Annotated in this window: 15 protein-coding genes; 8 read left to right on the top strand and 7 right to left on the bottom strand. The window is 72.6% G+C overall.

Features of this window, described 5'->3' with window-relative positions:
• The first annotated feature begins 80 nt into the window (after positions 1 to 80).
• The 3 genes from dnaJ to ABH937_RS04810 all read left to right on the top strand — a co-directional run bounded on the left by dnaJ (position 81) and on the right by ABH937_RS04810 (position 2,944).
• Complete coding sequence (gene dnaJ, locus ABH937_RS04820; protein ID WP_280691722.1) at positions 81 to 1,226, top strand: molecular chaperone DnaJ; 1,146 nt, start codon at positions 81 to 83, stop codon at positions 1,224 to 1,226.
• Between the two features lie 6 nt (positions 1,227 to 1,232).
• Positions 1,233 to 1,742: a heat shock protein transcriptional repressor HspR gene (locus tag ABH937_RS04815; RefSeq protein ID WP_280691721.1), complete on the top strand. Its 510-nt coding sequence runs from the start codon at positions 1,233 to 1,235 to the stop codon at positions 1,740 to 1,742.
• Between the two features lie 134 nt (positions 1,743 to 1,876).
• The gene (locus ABH937_RS04810) at positions 1,877 to 2,944 is read left to right on the top strand and encodes a TrmB family transcriptional regulator (RefSeq protein WP_280691720.1); all 1,068 of its coding nucleotides are present in this window, start codon (positions 1,877 to 1,879) and stop codon (positions 2,942 to 2,944) included.
• Positions 2,945 to 2,998: 54 nt separating this feature from the next.
• On the opposite strand, the gene ABH937_RS04805 is transcribed toward ABH937_RS04810, so the two are convergent.
• Positions 2,999 to 3,187: a hypothetical protein gene (locus ABH937_RS04805; RefSeq protein ID WP_280691719.1), complete on the bottom strand. Its 189-nt coding sequence runs from the start codon at positions 3,185 to 3,187 to the stop codon at positions 2,999 to 3,001.
• A 407-nt stretch (positions 3,188 to 3,594) separates the two neighbouring features.
• Here ABH937_RS04805 and ABH937_RS04800 point away from each other — a divergent pair, with 407 nt between their 5' ends.
• Entirely contained in the window at positions 3,595 to 4,215 is a 621-nt protein-coding gene (locus tag ABH937_RS04800) for a hypothetical protein (RefSeq protein ID WP_280691718.1), read from the top strand.
• Positions 4,216 to 4,251: 36 nt separating this feature from the next.
• Here ABH937_RS04800 and ABH937_RS04795 read toward each other — a convergent pair whose 3' ends face one another.
• The 6 genes from ABH937_RS04795 to ABH937_RS04770 all read right to left on the bottom strand — a co-directional run bounded on the left by ABH937_RS04795 (position 4,252) and on the right by ABH937_RS04770 (position 11,041).
• A complete protein-coding gene (locus ABH937_RS04795) occupies positions 4,252 to 5,196 on the bottom strand; it encodes a helix-turn-helix domain-containing protein (RefSeq protein WP_280691717.1) in 945 nt (314 codons plus the stop codon).
• Entirely contained in the window at positions 5,186 to 6,130 is a 945-nt protein-coding gene (locus tag ABH937_RS04790; RefSeq protein ID WP_280691716.1) for a helix-turn-helix domain-containing protein, read from the bottom strand. Before ABH937_RS04790 ends, ABH937_RS04795 begins: the two co-directional genes overlap by 11 nt.
• Complete coding sequence (locus tag ABH937_RS04785; RefSeq protein WP_280691715.1) at positions 6,127 to 7,137, bottom strand: LuxR family transcriptional regulator; 1,011 nt, start codon at positions 7,135 to 7,137, stop codon at positions 6,127 to 6,129. Before ABH937_RS04785 ends, ABH937_RS04790 begins: the two co-directional genes overlap by 4 nt.
• 977 nt (positions 7,138 to 8,114) lie before the next feature.
• Entirely contained in the window at positions 8,115 to 8,447 is a 333-nt protein-coding gene (locus ABH937_RS04780; RefSeq protein ID WP_280691714.1) for a hypothetical protein, read from the bottom strand.
• 287 nt (positions 8,448 to 8,734) lie between these two features.
• Positions 8,735 to 9,748 (bottom strand): LuxR C-terminal-related transcriptional regulator, encoded by a 1,014-nt coding sequence (locus ABH937_RS04775; RefSeq protein WP_280691713.1) that lies wholly within the window; start codon positions 9,746 to 9,748, stop codon positions 8,735 to 8,737.
• A 180-nt stretch (positions 9,749 to 9,928) separates the two neighbouring features.
• Entirely contained in the window at positions 9,929 to 11,041 is a 1,113-nt protein-coding gene (locus ABH937_RS04770) for a TDT family transporter (RefSeq protein WP_280691712.1), read from the bottom strand.
• Positions 11,042 to 11,111: 70 nt separating this feature from the next.
• On the opposite strand from ABH937_RS04770, the gene ABH937_RS04765 reads away from it, so the two are divergent.
• From ABH937_RS04765 to ABH937_RS04750, 4 genes are all read left to right on the top strand, one after another.
• Positions 11,112 to 12,014: a LysR family transcriptional regulator gene (locus ABH937_RS04765; RefSeq protein WP_280691711.1), complete on the top strand. Its 903-nt coding sequence runs from the start codon at positions 11,112 to 11,114 to the stop codon at positions 12,012 to 12,014.
• A gap of 105 nt (positions 12,015 to 12,119) precedes the next feature.
• On the top strand, positions 12,120 to 14,714 hold the full coding sequence (gene clpB / locus ABH937_RS04760; RefSeq protein WP_280691710.1) for an ATP-dependent chaperone ClpB: 2,595 nt from the start codon (positions 12,120 to 12,122) through the stop codon (positions 14,712 to 14,714).
• A 184-nt stretch (positions 14,715 to 14,898) separates the two neighbouring features.
• Positions 14,899 to 15,459, top strand: coding sequence for a YbjN domain-containing protein (locus tag ABH937_RS04755; protein WP_280691709.1), 561 nt, complete (start codon positions 14,899 to 14,901; stop codon positions 15,457 to 15,459).
• Positions 15,460 to 15,548: 89 nt separating this feature from the next.
• The gene (locus ABH937_RS04750; protein ID WP_280691708.1) at positions 15,549 to 15,899 is read left to right on the top strand and encodes a hypothetical protein; all 351 of its coding nucleotides are present in this window, start codon (positions 15,549 to 15,551) and stop codon (positions 15,897 to 15,899) included.
• The last annotated feature ends 2 nt before the right edge of the window (positions 15,900 to 15,901 follow it).

Here is a 15,901-nt window from a genome sequence, read left to right as displayed (position 1 = left end):
GCTGCGGGGTCGCACGTCGCCTTCGGTGACGCGCGGCTCCGCAGCGCCGTATCGACCCATCCCGGGAGGTGGCAGCAGCCATGAGCACGAAGGACTACGTGGAGAAGGACTACTACAAGGTCCTCGGCGTGCCCAAGGACGCCACCACCGCGGAGATCAAGAAGACGTACCGCAAGCTCGCCCGCGAGTTCCACCCGGACGCGAACAAGGGCGACGCCAAGGCGGAGGACCGCTTCAAGGACATCTCCGAGGCCTATGACGTCCTGTCGGACGAGAAGCGCCGCAAGGAGTACGACGAGGCCCGCAGCCTCTTCGGGGCCGGCGGGATGCGCTCGGGCGGCCCGGGCACCAACGGCTACGGCTTCGACTTCGGCGACCTGTTCACCGGCTCGCAGACGAGCGGCGGCGGCATCGGCGACGTCTTCGGCGGCCTGTTCAACCGCGGCGGCCGGCAGGCCCAGCCGCGGCGCGGCGCGGACGTGGAGACCGAGGTCACCCTCAGCTTCGACGAGGCGGTGGACGGCGCCACCGTCCCGCTGCGGATGACCAGCCAGGCCGCCTGCCGGGCCTGTTCGGGCACCGGTGCCAAGGCCGGCACCACGCCCCGGGTCTGCCCGACCTGCGTCGGCGCCGGCACGGTCAGCCGGGGCCAGGGCGCGTTCGCGCTCTCCGACCCGTGCCGCGACTGCAAGGGCCGCGGCATGATCGTCGACGACCCGTGCACCGAGTGCCACGGCAGCGGACGCGCCAGCTCGGCCCGCACCATGCAGGTGCGGATCCCGGCCGGGGTGCAGGACGCCCAGCGGATCCGGCTCAAGGGCAAGGGTGCCCAAGGAGAGCGCGGCGGCCAGCCCGGCGACCTCTACGTCACGGTGCACGTCAGCACCCACCCGGTCTTCGGCCGCAAGGGCGACAACCTCACGGTGACCGTCCCGGTCTCCTTCCCCGAAGCCGCGCTGGGCGGCACCATCGAGGTACCGACCCTGAACGGCCCCGCCGTGAAACTGCGGCTCCCGGCCGGCAGCGCCAACGGCCTGACCCTGCGGGCCCGCGGCAAGGGTGCCACCCGCAAGGACGGCACTCGGGGCGACCTGCTGGTCACCGTCGAGGTGACGGTCCCTCAGGAGACCAGCGGCGAGGCCCTGAGCGCACTGGAGCAGTACCGCGACGCGACCGCATCCGAGGACCCGCGAGCCGCCCTCTTCAAGGCGGCGGAGGGAGCGTGACCTGACATGAACCCCCCCGACTCCATCGGCGTAGGCCTGGGCGAGGGCCTGCCCGGCGGCCCCACCCCCCGTACCCGCCGGGCGGCCCAGCCGGGCACCGGCTACGTGCTCACCGAGGAGACCCCGGTCTACGTGATCTCGGTGGCCGCCGAGCTCTCCGGCCTGCACCCGCAGACCCTGCGCCAGTACGACCGCCTCGGCCTGGTCTGCCCGGACCGCACCGGTGGCGGCGGCCGGCGCTACTCGGCCCGGGACATCCAGCAGTTGCGCGAGGTCCAGCGTCTCTCCCAGGACGAGGGCATCAACCTGGCCGGCATCAAGCGGATCATCGAGCTGGAGAACCAGGTGGCCGCCCTGCAGTCACGGGTCGCCGAGCTGGCGGCCGCGGTGGACGGCGCCGGTGCCGCGCTGCAGGCCCGGGAAGCTGCCGTGCACGCCTCGTACCGGCGGGACCTGGTGCCGTACCAGCCGGCCCAGCAGTCGAGCGCGCTGGTGGTGTGGCGGCCGCGGCGGTAGTCCGGTAGCCGGAGAAGCGGAACGGGCGGGAGCGTTTGGTACCCATCGGATGGTGGGGTGCCAAGCGCTCCCGCGCTTGCGTAGAGTGCTGCCAGCCGAATGAGCGGTCGATTTCCCGAGAGGGGGAGCCAAGGGTGAGTTCGACGGGCGGGGGCGAGGTGGAGAAGGAGCACACCGACTTCGTGTCCGCCGAGGCAAGAGCCCGCTACCTTGAGGTGATTGCGGCAGGGGGGAGCGTCGAGGTCAGCGAAGCCGATCTGGGCGGGCCGTACACGGAACTGGCCGGGCTCGGTCTATTGGTTATCAGCCAAGGAAAACCGTCACTCGTCACCGCCACAGATCCGAACAGGCTGGCCAATCGGCTCGGTTCAGCGTGGCAGAAGCAGGCCCTTTCTCTGCTCACCCAGGCCATTGCACTCCCCAGCGCCATGCGGGAACTGGGCCAGGCTTATCAGTCGCTCGATCAGCAACCGCACCGCGGCGGGCCGGTGGAGCACATCCACGGCCTGGTCGAGATCGGCCAGCGGCTCAGCGCGTTGATCGACGGCGCGCAACGCGAGATCGTCACCGCACAGCCGGGCGGCAGCCGACGCCAGTCGAATGTCAATGAGGCCGCGCTGGAGGAGGACCTGTCACTCATCCGACGCGGCGTCGCCCGACGGGTCCTCTATCACCCGAGCGCCAGATACTCGGCACCCGCACGGCACTACGTCGAGCGCATAACCGAGGAGGGCGGCGAGGTGCGGACGTTGGAGGAGCCGTTCACCCGGCTGTTCATCATCGACCGCCGAGTGGCCGTGATACCGGTCCAGGGGGACCTGGAGAAGGCCGCGTTCGTCAGCGACCAGGCGATCGTCGCCTACATGCTGGACTCGTTCGAGCGGATGTGGGAGCGGTCGAGCGTGTTCCCAGGGGCCACCGAGGTACCGCCGGAGGTCATCTCCCGCATGCGCACCAATATCCTGCGCATGATGGTCCAGGGCGTGGGGCACCGGGTGATCGCCCGCAACCTCGGCATCAGCGAACGGACGCTGGCCAGGCACATTGCCGACTTCCGCGAGGAGTACGGCTCGGAGACCCTCTTTCAGCTCGGCTGGCGGATGGCGCTGAGCACGCCCAGCAGCCTCTACGGCGAGGACGGTGAGGACGGCGAGCAGACCGGGGACGAGCCCACGCTTCTCCCGGACGCCGCCGGGCACTGAGCAGCGCGAACCTGCGGACAGCCGGGTACCACCATGTCGGCGGCCGACTCCGTGTCAGCCGTGCCAGACGAGGTCTTCGGGTGACATGGCGAGCGCACTGACGGTCACGCTCCGGTCGCTGCGCCCCAAGTCGGCGGCCTTCGGGCCGGCTGCCTGAACCGAAGCAATGGCCGGTACCAACAGCGCCGCACCAACTGCAGCCGTCACCAGCAGGCGAATCCTGGGTCGAGGTGCACGACGCATTCGGTGCCTCCTTGTCATGAACCTGATATAACGGACGCCTTGACGTCTGCCATGCCCTCGCGGATAGACGCGAACAAGTGTTTATCAAAGCCACACTCCGACTCCGAGGCAAGTGCAGACATCAACTCACCCGTGTCATCGTGCTGCCAGGCATAAATATGACAGCTGTTTGTCGGAGCGCTTGCGCCTCCTCGGACGTCGGTGTCATCCAAGCGCCAGTCAGGGAGATGACACACCGGTTCTGTGGACGGCATGTGCCGCCAACGGTGACGATCAGTGGGCAGACGGATTTCGAGCATCCCCGGCTCCGAAGCGGTGTCAGCGACCGCCTCGCCCGTCTCGCATCCCCCGCTTGACCTGCTGAGACCACACTCCGCAGGCTCGTCCACTTCCCCGGAGCCATCGCCATGAGTGAGCCGTACATGCGCCAGCACGCAGCCCAGGCCCCCGAAGGCCGCCGGGCCCGTGTCTTCCTCGCCGCACCGCTCATGCGGCTGACCGGTCCGGCCGACAGCGTCGTCACGCTCGCCAGCCGGACCCGGCTGACCGCCCTGCGCAGCTCGCTGCTGCACAGCGGCGCGGCCGTGTTCAGCGCGCACCACAGCGACGCCTGGACGGTGGAGGGGCGGACGCCGGAGCCGCGGGTTCCGTCCGACTTCCGCGCGATGCAGACCGCCGACCTGGTCTTCGCCTACGTCGGCTCGCCGCTGTCGGCCGGCGTCTCGCTGGAGCTCGGCTGGGGCTCGGCGCTGCGCAAGCCGATCGTGCTGCTGGTGGACGAGGCGATCACGCACAACCCGCTGATCGCCACCATCGAGCAGGTCGCCCCGGTGCTGCCGCTGGTCTTCGACGACAGCTGGTCGCAGGAGAGCCTGCGGCACATCGTGGAGACCGCCCTGGACTGGGCCGGCATGGCGCTCTCGCTGCGCGAAGGATTCTGGACCGCGCCCGGTGAGCAGTTCAAGCCGATCCCCGCCTCCCGGGGTTCGTACGACCCCTGGCCGAACACCGGCGCGGCCACCGGCTGAGCGGCCACCGGCTGGGTCGGCCCCTGGGATCGACGCTCACTCAGCCGCGCCACCCTGCATCTGCCAGCCCAACTGGAAAAGGGTCCGCGCGTCGTAGCGCTCCCGCAACCGGGCGATCTGCGCCGCCACCGTCCGCTCGCTCAGCCCCAACCTCGTCGCGATCGCCCGCTGGGTCAGGCCCCGCGCCAGCAGCTCCACCAACGGGCCGTCGCTGATCGCCTCGGGCTCGTCCCAGTGCACCCGCTCCGCCCGCGCCCAGTCCCGCTCAAAGGTCTCCACCACGACCTCGACCAGCACCGGGTCCTCGATGAACGAAGCGATAGCGGGGTCCCCGTACCCGGCGACCACCGCCACCTTGCGGTCGAAGACCATCACCCGGCGGAAGTCCTCGTCCAGTATCCGAATCCGGTGCCCCAGACTGGTCGCGTAGGCCGCGTACGCCGCCGTACCGGGATCCGTACGGGCCCCGGGCTGGTAGATCACGTGGAGGAAGAGACCGCGCGAAGCCGTCTCCCGCGCGTCCTTGCCGGCCTGCGGCAACATGTAGGCCGGTCTGGCCCCACCTGGCTGCATCACGAGGATCTCCCGGGTGCAATCCTGTGCCAGTTGCTGCACCACCCGCTGGGTGTACGTGTGCACGTCCGACTGCCGAATCGCGACTGCGCCGGTCGACGGCCTGGACGAGCGATCGTAGGCATCGGTCAACTCGGCCAGGGCGGCCGGTAGCTCGCGGGCCCGCTCGAACAGCTCCAGCCCGCTGGTCCGCAAGTCCTCGCGCAGGCGCTCGCCAACCGCACGCGGGCTCGCTACGGTCCAACTCCGGTCACTGATCGCCGTCACCAGCCCGACCGATGACAGCTGCTCCAACAGCGGCAGCTCCTCGGGACTCAGCCCATCGGTCGTGAACTCACCGCCTTCACCTACCAGCCGCAGGTACAGCTCCCGCGCCGCGCCATCCGGCACCGACCGCTCAGCGTTCACCGCTGCCACCCCCCATCTGCCACCCCAGTTGGAACTGCGTCCGCGCGTCGTGGCGTTCCCGCAGCCGGGAGATCTGCGCCGCCACCGTCCGCTCGCTCAACCCCAACCGCGTCGCGATCGCCCGCTGGGTCAGGCCCTCGGCCAGCAGCCGCACCAGCGGACCGTCCGCCGGCGAATCGTCCCAACGGACCTGTGCCGCCCGGGCCCAGTCCCGCTCGAACTGGTCGACCACCACGCCCACCAGCAGCGGGTCCTCGATGAACGTCGCCGTCCAGTGCCCCGCGCCGGCGCAGACGACGGCCACCTCGCGGTCGAAGACGACCACCCGCTGGAACGGCTCGTCCAGCACCCGCAGGCGCGTGCCGAGCCGGCTGACGTGCGCCGCGTAGTCCCTGATCACCGGGTCCCGCTCGGCCTCGGGCTGGTACAGGACGCGCATCCGCACGCCGCGGGCGGACAGCTCGCGGGCCGCCCGCTCGGCCTGCTCCGCGAGCTGCGGGGTCCGGCGCACCCCGGGCTGCGCCGCCAGGACCTCGTGCTCGCACTCGCGGCCCAACTGGTCCAGCCGCTGCTGGATCTGCGGCAGGTCGTCCAGGTGCCGGAGCAGACCGCGGGCCGCGCCGCCGGCCTGCGGCGTGCGGTCGTAGGCACGGGCCAGGTCGGCGAGCGCGGCTGACGACTCGTCGGCGCGGGCCAGCAGCTCCGATCCCGCCGCGCGCAGTTCGGCGCTGAGCCGGGCGGCCGCGGTGCGCGGGTCGACCACGGTCCAGAAGAGCGCGTCCTGCTGCCTGAGCACCAGCCCGGCCGCCCGCAGCTGCTCCAGGGCGGCCAACTCGTCGCTCGCGAGCTCGGTCAGCCGGAACAGGCCGCCGGCCGCCAGCAACCGCAGGTAGAGCGCCCGCCCTCGGGCATCCAGCACCACCGGCGGCCTCACGCCTGCCGTCCCTCCCCGGCCGCCGCGCGCATCAGCCAGCCCAGCTGGAACAGCGTCTCGGCGTCGTACAGCTCGCGCAGCCGGGAGATGTGGCCGGCCACGGTGCGCTCGCTCAGGCCGAGGCGGGTGGCGACCATGCGCTGGGTCAGGCCCTGCGAGAGCAGGCGGCCGACCTGGGCGTGGACCGGCTGGCCGACGGCCTCGGGCGCGGTGCTCCACTGGACCGGTTCGCCGCGCTGCCAGTCGCGTTCGAACATGCCGACCAGGAAGGCGACCACCGCCGGGTCCTCGACCACCGCGGCGCTGGCGTAGTCCGGGCCGGCGGGGATCACCGCGGTGGTGCGATCGAAGATGATCATCCGCTTGAACGACTCGCCCAGCACCCGGAACCGGACGCCCAGTTCGGTGGCGGCCAGCACGTAGCTGATGGTCGGGCCGTCGCTGCGGGCGCCGGGCTCGTAGAGCGCGCGGATGCCGCCGCCGCGGGCCAGGAAGACCTCGCAGCGGTTGATCGCCTCGCGCACCAGCTTTGCGGGGAGGGGGCCGCCGGGCTGGGCGGAGAGGACCTCCTCGCGTCCCTCGGCGGCCAGCCGGTCGAGCAGCACCCGGATCTCCTCGGCACCGTGCAGGTGCCGCACCTCGCCGGAGCGGTCGACCTTGCGGGGCGTCAGGTCGTAGGCCCGGGTGAGATCCTCCAGCAGGGCGGGCATCTCCTGGGCCTGGACCAGCAGTCGGGTGCCGGCCGAGCGCAGTTCCTCGCTGAGCCGGCCGCCGACCGCACGCGGGTTCACCGCGGTGTAGCCGCCCCGTTCCGGCTCGGCGGTGAGCAGGCCGAGGTCGAGCAGTTCCCGTACCGACGCCTGGTCGGCGGAGCCGACCTCGGCCATCGCGAGCCGGCCGCCCTCGCCGAGGATCGCCAGGTAGAGCGCCCGCGCCGCCTCACCGGGCAGCGGCGGGCCGGCCACCGCGCCGCCGGTACCGTCCGCCGATCCGTCCGCCTCGGTCATCTCGCGCGCTCCCCCGGTTCGTGGTTCGTCTGCCCGTGCTGCTGATGCTGCCGGCGCTGCTCGGGCCACTCCTGCCGCTCGGGCCACTCCTGCCGCTGGTCGTCCACCGGCTCGGCCGCCGTCCGCAACGGCCGGCCATGCTGAAGAGGGTCCGCACGGTGTTCCGGTTCCACGGCGCGGCGATCCGGTCGGCCACCGGCGCGGGGCGCTCAGGGCGGCGGGCGCCGGCAGGGCGGCGGGAGTTGGCAGCTCGGCGGGAGTTGGCAGCTCGGCGGGAGTTGGCAGCTCGGCGGGGGACGACACCGCGGCAGGCGCCGTCGACGCTCGGCGCGGGCACGGCGTCCCGCGGCTGCGCCGTCGCGTCGGCCACCCCGTCCCTCCCGCGCGCTGGACCGGCAGCGGTCGAACGACCGCACGGTGCGCATCATCTCATCAGGAGTGGGGCACGACGGTGCCCGGGTAACCGAAAGGGCCCGGGGACCGTGGTCCCGGGCTACCCGCCCCCGTGCGGGGCAGCCCGGTGGTCCTCGGGCAGCGGATCCGGCCCGGAGCCAGGGACGCGCGGTCTCCTGTGCTCCGGGCGGATCCACTTCCATGACGCCAAATCCGAGGTGCTTCCAGCGAGGCGGAGCAGCAACGCCTCGCTGGTACCGGGCCCGGTCGCCATCACCACATATGGCTGACCACCCGGCGCCCGTCGGTTCCCCGCTCAGATACTTCTGCCCCTGTGCGAGGAGGACGGACGAGACACCACCGACGGGCTGCGGTTGCCCGGGCGGCTTGGCGTGCTCACAGCCTCACAGCGCGCGCTCTTCCAAACAAGGTTGTTTCTCCTTCAAGTTCCCGCAACTGCACGAACGTGCAGAATCGGGCCAGGAAAGTCCGTCCACACACCGCTGAGCTGGGACGATGAGAGAACGTTCGGTCTCTCCCGGGTGCCGGCCCGCACCGTGATCAGGTGCGCGGCACGCGGTGCCTCAGTGCAGCGCGACCCGCCCGTTCGAACCGCGGACCGCGCCGTCCAGGGCGTCGGCGCCCTTCACCCTGACGTACGGCGACAGCCGGGTGGCCGCCAGCGCGCGGTGGGTGAGCGAATGGTCGTCGGCCCAGACCTCGGAGCCCAGCTCGACCAGCCGGGCGAGTTCCGGGATGCCGTCCGAGACGGCGGCGAAGACGCCGTCCTCGACCAGGTAGAGGATCACCCGATCACCGGCCTCGGCCAGCGAGACGGCCTCGCGCAGGAAGCGACCGGCCCCGGGCTTTCCCCAGACCGCCTGACTCTCCACCAGCACGTGCGAGCGTCTGGACATCGCGTACTTCCTCCCCGTCGTGCCCCGATGGGGAGGCCGACACCGCGCACCACACCGCGCGGAGCCCCCGTTCGCCGCCCCGACGGATCCCTGATCGCTCATCAGATCCGCTTGCGGTCCCCCGACTTCGGCGCATCGAAGCCAAGGGTCCAACCTTCAGGCTGGCCCAGCATGCGGGCAGGCGACAAGGCGCCGACCGGTGCGCGTTCCCGCAGCTGCGTGATCGTGCAGCTCGCCCACACCCCCCGACCGGCTCATCCGGACGCGTGCGACTCCCCTGCCTCGCGTCACCCCGTCCCGATCGGCCGCCCGTTCGGCCGCCGCTCGCCCGCGCCCCGCATCAGCCAGCCGAGTTGGAACAGCGTCTCCGCCTCGTACTCCTGGCGCAGCCGGCCGATGTGCGCCGCGACGGTGCGCTCGCTCAGGCCCAGCCGGCCCGCGATGCCGCGCCGGCTCAGGCCGCCGGCCAGCAGCCGGGCGATCCGGTCGGCGACCACGCCGCCGTCCGGGACGGCGTGCGCCGAGCCCCAGGCCACCCGCTGGGCCCGCCGCCAGTCCCGCTCGAAGAGCTCCACCAGCAGCTCCACCGCGGTGGCGTCGGTGATGAAGGCGGCGCTGCCCATGTCGGCGGAGGCCGGGATCACCGCCACCGTGCGGTCGAAGATCAGCATCCGCTGGAAGTCCTCGTCCAGCACCCGGATCCGCGCTCCGTGCGGAGTGACGGCGGCGGCGTACGCGCTGGTCGCCGGGTCGGTACGGGCCACCGGCTGGTAGAGCGTGCGCATCGCGCCGCCGTCGCGCAGGAACGGCACGTCCTGGGCCATCGCCCAGGCCAGGTGGTCCGGCGGGCGGTCGCCGCCGGGCTGCGCGGTGAGGATCTCGGTCTCGGTGTCGGCGACCAGCTGGGCGATCCGGTGCCGGATGCTGTCCCGGTCCTGGACCGTCTCCACCGCGCCGGTGCGGTCGATCCGGCGCGGCGCGGTGTCGTAGGCCTGGGCCAACTCGTCCAGCAGGGTGGGCAGCTCGTCGGCCTGTCGCAGCAGGCCGACCGCCCGGTCGCGCAGCTGGCCGGCGGCCCGGCCGAGGAAGGCCCGCGGGCTCACCGCGGAGTAGAAGGTGCCGCCGGGCAGGCCGCGGACCAGGCCGACGTCCAGCAGGCGGGTCAGCGCGGCCTCGTCGGCCGGCCGGACCTCGGCGGACTTCACCCAGCCGCCCTCGGCCACCACCGCGAGGTACAGCGCGCGGGCGGCCGGATCGAGCGCCAGATCGGCCGACCGGCAGCCGGGCTCGACCCGTGACATCGCCACCACTCCCCCTCGGGCCATCCCTGACGCTTCGGTGCGTCACCTCGGGTTGACTGTCCGCTGCCATACTGCCAGCCGGATTCGGCGGAAGCGAGGACGGGTGAGGGGGGCTGAGGGTGGGTCAGCGGCCGGCCGGTACTGCGGGACCGGGCACGGCGAATCCACGCGGACCGCCGGTCACGCCGCCCGCAGCAGCCGCCCGCCGGTCAGCGCCACCACCGTCCGCACTCCGGCCACCGCCCAGGCCACCACCAGCAGCGCGAACAGCCCGACCGACAGCCAGCCGAAGCCCGCGAAGCCGGTGTGCCGGGCCAGACCGGCCGCGCCGGTCACGCAGGTGCCGACCGGGAAGGTGAAGGCCCACCAGGTCATCGCGAACGGCATCCGCTCGCGGCGCAGCGCACGCAGGTTGGCGGTGGCCGCGATCAGCAGCCAGAGCACCGCGAAGCCGATCATCGCGATCCCGTAGAGCACCGCGAAGCCGAGCGCCGCGGTGGCCAGCTTCGGCGCCACCGGGTTCGCGGCGTCGGCCAGGTTGCCGACCGCGGTGGTGGACTGGCCGAGCGGCCCGAGCACCAGGAAGAGCGAGGGGGTCAGCAGGACCGTCGGCAGCTTGCTGTGCACCAGACCGGCGAAGACCACCGGCAGCAGCACCAGGACGGCCAGCAGGCTGGCGCCGAAGAGCGCGTAGCAGCCGTAGAAGAGCCCCGGGCGCAGCGCGGCCGGCAGGTGCGGCAGCAGCGCCGGGCCGAGCGCGGCCGACACCATCGGGGCGACCACCGGCAGCAGCCAGGTCGGGTTGGCCCGCAGCGCCGACAGCTCGTGCCGGGTGACCATCAGGTACGGGATGCCGGCGGCCACCAGCACCCCGTAGAGGGTGCCGAGCGTCCAGAGCAGCAGGTCCAGCGCCACCGCGGGCCCGGTGCCGATCACCCGCGAGCCGACCACCAGCGTGCCGAAGCCGACCGCCAGCAGCGCCATCGGCGGGCAGCCGTAGAAGACGGCGGTGGCCGGGTTCTCCAGCAGCTGCTCGCGGGCCGCCGCCCGGTGCCGGGTCAGGTGCACCAGCCGGGCCGCCAGCAGGACCAGCAGCGCGGCCAGCGCCAGCGCCCAGACCGCCTCGGCGAAGAGCAGCTGACCCGGCACCCGGTAGGGCAGCGCGACCGCGCCGTTGGCCACGATCGCGGTGCCCATCACGGCGGCGTACCAGTTCGGGCCGAGCTGCCCGAGGTCCCAGCCGGGGCGGACGGCGGCTGCTGGCAGGGGGCGGGGAGCGGTGAGAGTGGCCATGGCTCCACTCTGTTCGGCCCCCGGGTGCGCCGGTAGCCGTCCGCGATCTATGAGGACATAACCTGGCCCTATGGCTCTCTCTCCCCGAGTCCCCGAGCTGAGCGCCCTGGAACTGCTGCTCGCGGTGGACCGGCACGGCAGCGTCGGGCGGGCCGCCGCCGAGCTGGGCATCAGCCAGCCGGCCGCCAGCGCACGGATCAAGGGCATGGAGCGGCAGCTCGGCGTCGCCCTGCTGGACCGCTCCCCGCGCGGCTCCCGGCCCACCCCGGCCGGGCTGCTGGTGGTCGACTGGGCCCGCCGCGTGGTGGAGGCCGCCGAGGCGCTGGACGCGGCGATCGACGCGCTGCGCGAGCGGCGCGACGCCCGGCTGCGGGTGGTGGCCAGCCTGACCGTCGCCGAGTACCTGATGCCCGGCTGGCTGCTGGCGCTGGCGGCCGCCCGCCCGGCCACCGCGGTCACCCTGCGGACCGCCAACTCCACCGCGGTGGCCGAGCAGTTGCTGGCGGGCGAGGCGGACCTCGGCTTCGTCGAGGGCAGCCGCACCCCGCGGGGCCTGACCGGAGCGGTGGTCGGCGCCGACCGGCTGGTGCTCGTGGTGGCCCCCACCCACGCGTGGGCCCGGCGCCGCACCCCGGTCACCGCCGCCGAGCTGGCCGCCACCCCGCTGGTGCTGCGCGAGCTGGGTTCCGGCACCCGAGAGGTGCTGGACCGCGCGCTCGGCGCGGCCGGGGTCAGTGCCACCCCGCTGCTCGAACTGGCCTCCAGCACCGCGCTGAAGGCCGCCGCGATGAGCGGCTCGGGCCCGGTCTGCCTGAGCGAGCTGGCGGTGGCCGACGAGCTGGCCACCCGGCGCCTGGTCGAGGTGCCACTGGCCGGCCTCGACCTGCACCGCCCGCTGCGCGCCGTCTGGCCGGCCGGCACCCGCCCGACCGGGCCGGCTCGGGACCTGCTCACCTTTACGCGGAAAACCTGAGCGCGCTAGACTCAACTTAGCTGCCTTGCCTGAACTGATGGCGGCGTGCGCCAAACCTGAATACACACCCGCCCGACTGCACAGGAGGAGTACCGACCAGTGGCCATGGACGCGAGCAAGTTCACCACCAAGACCCAGGAAGCCCTGTCCGCCGCGATCCGGCAGGCCGGCGGCGCGGGAAACCCGGACGTCAGGCCGGTGCACATCCTGCTCGCCCTGCTGGAGCAGCCCGAGGGCATCGCCCGGCCGCTGCTGGAGGCCGTCGGGGCGGACACCGCCCAGCTGCTGGCCGGCGCCCGCCAGCAGCTCCGCGCGCTGCCCAGCGCCCAGGGCTCCACGGTCGCGGCCCCGCAGCTGGGCCGCGACACGCTGGCCGTCCTGGAGGACGCCGGGCGCCGGGCCGAGCAACTGGACGACGCCTACGTCTCCACCGAGCACCTGCTGGTCGGCCTGGCCGCCGAGGGCGGCGCGGTGGTCGAACTGCTGACCCGCCAGGGCGCCACCCCCAAGGCGCTGCTCGCCGCCTTCGCCGAGGTGCGCGGGTCCGGCAAGGTGACCTCGCCGGACCCGGAGAGCACCTACAAGGCGCTGGAGAAGTACGGCACCGACCTCACCCAGGCCGCCCGGGACGGCAAGCTCGACCCGGTGATCGGCCGGGACCAGGAGATCCGCCGGGTCGTCCAGGTGCTCTCCCGCCGTACCAAGAACAACCCGGTGCTGATCGGCGAGCCCGGCGTGGGCAAGACCGCCGTGGTCGAGGGCCTGGCCCAGCGGATCGTGGCCGGCGACGTTCCCGAGTCGCTGCGCGGCAAGCGGCTGGTCGCGCTGGACCTGAGCGCGATGGTGGCCGGGGCCAAGTTCCGCGGTGAGTTCGAGGAGCGGCTGAAGGCCGTGCTGAACGACATCAAGCAGAGCGACGGCCAGGTGATCACCTTCATCGACGAGCTGCACACCATGGTCGGCGCGGGCGCCGGCGGCGACTCGGCGATGGACGCGGGCAACATGCTCAAGCCGATGCTGGCCCGCGGCGAGCTGCGGATGGTCGGCGCCACCACGCTGGACGAGTACCGCGAGCGGATCGAGAAGGACCCGGCGCTGGAGCGGCGCTTCCAGCAGGTACTGGTCGGCGAACCCAGCGTCGAGGACACCATCGCGATCCTGCGCGGCCTCAAGGGCCGCTACGAGGCGCACCACAAGGTGCAGATCGCGGACGCCGCGCTGGTCGCCGCCGCCACCCTCTCCGACCGCTACATCACCGCCCGCTTCCTGCCCGACAAGGCGATCGACCTGGTCGACGAGGCCGCCTCCCAGCTGCGGATGGAGATCGACTCCTCGCCGGTCGAGATCGACGAGCTGCAGCGCTCGGTCGACCGGCTGCGGATGGAGGAGATGGCGCTGGAGAAGGAGTCGGATCCCGCTTCGGTGGACCGGCTCGCCAAGCTGCGCTTCGACCTGGCGGACAAGCAGGAGCAGCTCAGCGGCCTGACCGCGCGCTGGGAGCAGGAGAAGAAGAGCCTCAACCGGGTCGGCGCGCTCAAGGAGCGCCTCGACGGGCTGCAGAGCGCCCTGGAACGGGCCCAGCGGGACGGCGAGTTCGAGCAGGCGTCCAAGCTGATGTACGCCGAGATCCCGGCCGCCGAGCAGGAGTTGGCCGAGGCCCAGGCCAAGGCCGCCGACCAGGACGCCAGCGCCTCGATGGTCAAGGAGGAGGTCGGCCCGGACGACGTCGCCGACGTGGTCGCCTCCTGGACCGGCATCCCGGCCGGGCGGCTGCTGGAGGGCGAGAGCGCCAAGCTGCTGCGGATGGAGGAGGAGCTGGGCAAGCGCCTGATCGGCCAGCAGACCGCCGTGCGGGCCGTCGCGGACGCGGTGCGCCGCACCCGGGCCGGCATCGCCGACCCGGACCGCCCCACCGGCTCCTTCCTCTTCCTCGGCCCCACCGGTGTCGGCAAGACCGAACTCGCCAAGGCGCTGGCCGACTTCCTCTTCGACGACGAGCACGCCATGGTCCGGATCGACATGAGCGAGTACGGCGAGAAGCACTCGGTCTCGCGGCTGGTCGGCGCCCCGCCCGGCTACGTCGGCTACGAGGAGGGCGGCCAGCTCACCGAGGCCGTGCGGCGCCGCCCGTACAGCGTGGTGCTGCTCGACGAGGTGGAGAAGGCCCACCCGGAGGTCTTCGACGTGCTGCTCCAGGTGCTGGACGACGGCCGGCTCACCGACGGCCAGGGCCGCACGGTGGACTTCCGCAACGCGATCCTGATCCTCACCTCCAACCTGGGCTCCCAGTACCTGGTCGACCCGACCGTGCCGGAGGCCGCGAAGAAGGAGCTGGTGCTGGAGAACGTCCGCTCCGCCTTCAAGCCGGAGTTCCTCAACCGGCTGGACGACATCGTGGTCTTCGACCCGCTGGGCAGCGAGGAGCTGAGCCGGATCGTCGACCTCCAGGTGGCCAGGCTGGCCGCCCGGCTGCGCGACCGGCGGCTCACCCTGGACGTCACCCCGGCGGCTCGGGACTGGCTGTCACTGACCGGCTACGACCCGGCGTACGGGGCCCGGCCGCTGCGCCGCCTGGTCCAGTCGGCGATCGGCGACCAGCTGGCCAAGGCGATCCTCTCCGGCCAGGTGCGGGACGGGGAGACGGTGCGGGTGGACCGTGACGAGGCGAACGACCGGTTGACCGTGGCCTCGGTCGGCTGACGGCGTCCTCGGCGGACCGGCCGCGCAGGGCTGTCCCGTCCCGGGCCTCGGCGCGAGCCGGCGACGGCCTCGGTGCGAGCCGAGGACAGCCTGTGCCCGAGGCCCGGGATGAGGCAGGATGGAGACATGGAAGGGCGGCCCCCGATCACCAGCCACCCTCGTGCACATGTGAAAGGGACCTCCCGTGAGTGTTGACCCGTCGTCGATCCCGTTCTTCGGCGCGCCCCAGCCGTCCCAGCCGGGCGGGCAGCCTGGCGATCGACCGGCCGGTCCCCCGCCGATCGTGGTCCCGAACCAGGAGCTGGTCACGCAGCTGCTGGACCAGATGCAGCTCAAGCACGTGGTGGACGAGGAGGGCGACCTCACCGCTCCCTGGGAGGGCTTCCGCGTCTACTACATGTTCCGCGGCGACAACAAGGAGCTCTTCGCGGTCCGCTCCTTCTACGACCGCTCGTACCCCTTGGAGCAGAAGGCCGAGATCCTCGACCTGATCGACGAGTGGAACCGCGAGACCCTGTGGCCCAAGGTCTACACGCACACCCAGGAGGACGGCGTGGTGCGGCTGATCGGTGAGTCGCAGATGATCATCGCCAACGGTGTCAACCTGGACTACTTCGTCACCACCACCGCCAACTGGACCCAGGCCGCCGTGGGCTTCGAGCAGTGGATGGTCGAGCGGCTCGGCCTGCAGCAGGAGGTCGACGGCGACGGCGACACGGACGCCCCCGAGGGCGACGAGGACTGAGCCCGAACCCCGCACGCAGCACCACCTCCCGGCCCGGCCCGCTCTCCCAGCAGGCCGGGCCGGGCCCGTCTCCGCCCGAGGAGCCACCCATGCGCCTGCTCCCCATCGACCGCGCCGAACACCTGATCGCCCGCTTCTCCAGCACCGGGGCCTACGCCACCCGGCTCGCCGTCGGGACCGGGTCCTACCACCTGACCTGCCTGAGCATCGGCCCCGGCGGCACCATCGGCACCCACCCCGCCCCGGTCGAGCAACTCTTCCTGGTGATCGCCGGCGAGGGATGGATCAGCGGCCCGGACGCCGTGCGGCTCCCGATCAGCGCGGGCACGGCCGTCCTCTGGTCAGCCGGCGAGGAGCACACCTCGGGCACCGACACCCACCTCACCGTCCTCGCCCTGGAGGGCGCGGGGCTGAACGTCTTCGAGCACGAGGACTACTGACC

It is taken from the genome of Kitasatospora sp. GAS1066B, from assembly GCF_041262605.1.
In the GTDB taxonomy this organism is placed as follows: domain Bacteria; phylum Actinomycetota; class Actinomycetes; order Streptomycetales; family Streptomycetaceae; genus Kitasatospora.
Note: the sequence above shows the minus strand (reverse complement) of the source record. Positions and strands in the feature narration are given on the sequence as shown.